At 47.9% G+C, this 2,597-nt stretch carries 7 protein-coding genes; all 7 read left to right on the top strand.

The features are described 5' to 3' along the window. The coding region (locus QZP87_RS14895) for an ADP-ribosylglycohydrolase family protein (protein WP_291323715.1) at nucleotides 1-278 on the top strand (278 nt) is incomplete at its 5' end. After that, nucleotides 275-403: a hypothetical protein gene (locus QZP87_RS14890; protein ID WP_291323714.1), complete on the top strand. Its 129-nt coding sequence runs from the start codon at nucleotides 275-277 to the stop codon at nucleotides 401-403. The genes QZP87_RS14895 and QZP87_RS14890, both read left to right, overlap by 4 nt. A gap of 205 nt (nucleotides 404-608) precedes the next feature. Further along, the gene (locus QZP87_RS14885) at nucleotides 609-797 is read left to right on the top strand and encodes a hypothetical protein (protein ID WP_291323713.1); all 189 of its coding nucleotides are present in this window, start codon (nucleotides 609-611) and stop codon (nucleotides 795-797) included. Between the two features lie 147 nt (nucleotides 798-944). After that, nucleotides 945-1,367, top strand: coding sequence for an HIRAN domain-containing protein (locus tag QZP87_RS14880; protein ID WP_291323712.1), 423 nt, complete (start codon nucleotides 945-947; stop codon nucleotides 1,365-1,367). Between the two features lie 5 nt (nucleotides 1,368-1,372). Beyond that, nucleotides 1,373-1,792, top strand: coding sequence for an endonuclease NucS domain-containing protein (locus QZP87_RS14875; RefSeq protein WP_291323711.1), 420 nt, complete (start codon nucleotides 1,373-1,375; stop codon nucleotides 1,790-1,792). Between the two features lie 26 nt (nucleotides 1,793-1,818). Beyond that, the gene (locus QZP87_RS14870) at nucleotides 1,819-1,977 is read left to right on the top strand and encodes a hypothetical protein (RefSeq protein ID WP_291323710.1); all 159 of its coding nucleotides are present in this window, start codon (nucleotides 1,819-1,821) and stop codon (nucleotides 1,975-1,977) included. Nucleotides 1,978-2,164: 187 nt separating this feature from the next. Then, a partial coding sequence (locus QZP87_RS14865; protein ID WP_291323709.1) for a hypothetical protein occupies nucleotides 2,165-2,597 on the top strand: 433 nt, incomplete at its 3' end.

Here is a 2,597-nt window from a genome sequence, read left to right as displayed (position 1 = left end):
CGTCACAGGGGACCGTTCCCCAGGCTGTGCGGGCCTTTATTGACTCCAGCGGTTTTGAGGATGCCCTGCGCACAGCTGTATCCCTTGGAGGGGACAGCGATACTCTGGCCTGCATAACCGGCGGGATCGCCCAGGCCTTCTACAAAGGCGTGCCTGAAGATATTCAGGTTCGGGCATACAGGATTCTGGATGATCGACTAAGAGACATAACGCAGACATTTATGCAGCGTTATTGCAGCCAGGAACCGCCACAAAACCTGGCGGATTCTAAAAGATGAGCATCCTGATCCACGTTCTTACCGACCTGGCACTGCCCGGATTTTTTTCTTTATATATTGAAATTGCAGGCGGCATGGACAGACTTCAGGCAGCAGAGTTCGGTGGGAAGCCTGCGTTTGCCTGAACAATGCCCTCCCTGGTTACACAATGGCGGAGGTAGAAGAAACAAAATAACTGACTGTCTAAAAAATGCGCCGAATCTGGCAACGTTCACAGCCTTTTTTTCTTGATAGACCGTATAAAATATGGCAGGAAATACTCAGTTTTTCATATCATCCAGCACTTTACCCTGCCTTGGCTCCAAGCTTATAACTTTTGAGAGCTTTACCATGAAAAAACAGTCCAGATCCCTTGCCCTGGCCTCCAAAGTCATATTTGCGGCTTTTGAAATCCTCAAGAAAAACAGTGGGGAACTCAACGGTCGTGAAGTCATTAATCAGGTTGAGCAGCATGTTGATCTGGATGAATGGGCCAGGTCCAAATACGATAAATCAGGTTTGATAACCATAGCCGGATGAATTTGATTGTAGCGATATCTGGGTTCAAAACAAACAACCATGGTTCAGTACGGGTGCAGTTTCTGGCTCCAGCAGGACTGTCCCCAACCTGGTTGCCTACAAAGCGCGATGCTCGCGAATGTCTGCAGTTTGCACAGAGGAGGGGGTATGCAAAGAAGAGGTTTCATCAGCATGCTTGGTGCTTATTTTGGGGCGCTGGTGTTTGGAGGCAGTGTTTCGGAGGTAAAGGCCAGGGTTGTTCCCAAGCCTGTATCCCTGTTCCAGTGCCATGTGGCAGGATTTCCTTATTACCAGGGGCCGAAAATTTTTTCAGATCTTAAATCTGGTCAGAAATTAGAATTACTACGAGAGCCCCACAACCCTCACGACAACAAAGCCATTGCCGTATTTACCTCAAACGGCCACAAGCTGGGATATGTGCCCAGGACTCACAACCCGCTTCCTGCAGATCTCATGGATAATGGACACAAGATCACAGCCAGCCTGACTGCAGTTTCTACAGATATGGGGGAGTATAGCTGCCTGGAGATGGGGGTTTTTGTTGTTGGAGAAAGCAAACAGACGGTATAATAATTATGAATGATGAACTTGTTTTTTCAGTACAAGAGGCCACGGCAAGTCCTGCTCAGCAAATCACTCTTGCTGAGGCAGGGCTAACTGAGCGGAGCCATCTTCAGGAGTGGGTAATAGCTCATCCCCAGATACTGGGCAGTGATGTTCTGATAGTTGCTTTTGAGTTTGATCGCTGGAAGTCTTTTTCAGGGCAGAACGAACGTGATCGTTTAGATGTTCTTGGTCTTGATAAATCCGGGCGTCTGGTAGTTGTGGAGTTAAAGAGGGACAAGGCTCCTGAAGCCACTGAGATGCAGGCAATCAAATATGCTGCTATGGCCAGTCGTTTTACACCGGAAATACTTGCTTCCCAGCATGCCCGTTTTTTGACCAGTCGAGGTGACAAGACTGATGAAGAACAGGCATTAGTGACTTACTCCTGAAACCCTGTCATAGAAAACAAAAAAAAATGAACCACAAAGGCGCAAAGGACACAAAGTTTAGGACAGGAAGGAGGGTGTTTTTTGAAAACCGGGCAACGGTTTTCAAAAAGGCTGCCTTTTCATTTGCCGTCTACCCGGCAAATGAAAAAACCTTCCTGCCTTCCTTTGCGACCTTTGCGTCTTGAGTGAGTCTTCGAACGGGCGGTTAAGGTTTCTTTATTTCCTGGGTTGCGGGCGAAGCCAGCGTTAGACCAGCTGAATGAACATGTTGACTTTGAATTGTCAGTGGAATCGCTTCGAAGGCCCAGAATTGTGCTTGTTGCTTCAGACTTCCCGCCAACCCTCACTGCCTCTGTAGTCTGGCTCACAGAAATGGGACTGGACATAACTCTGAAAAAGTTTTTGGCTTACAGAACAATCAGTGAAACAATCATTACCGTGTCAAAACTTTACCCGGTCCAGGATGTAGAGGAATTCACAGTAGCCCCTTTTAAAACAAATGTCAGGCCGCCAACACCTGAATATCCTGTGGTTGACTGGACTATTGAGGACTTTCAACTCTTAAGGCAATATATCAACCCAACAACACAGGCAGCCATGAACTTATGCTCTGCTAAGCCTGGTCAGTTTGTTTCCCTTCGAGAAGTTGAAGCTGAAGCTGGCAGGACCAGGTATGAGGCACGGGCTGACTTGGCAGTGCTCACAATGACGGTCAAAAAGCGATTAGGCCGCTCTAACTGGCCACTGGAAGCTCAGTGGGCAGCTGGTGGAGATAAACAGGCTTATTACAGGGTGACCCCTGAAT

The organism is Desulfonatronospira sp. (assembly GCA_003563255.1).
Classification (GTDB): Bacteria; Desulfobacterota; Desulfovibrionia; order Desulfovibrionales; family Desulfonatronovibrionaceae; genus Desulfonatronospira.
The sequence above is the reverse complement of the archived record's forward strand: the minus strand, read 5'-3'. Positions and strand labels throughout refer to the sequence as shown.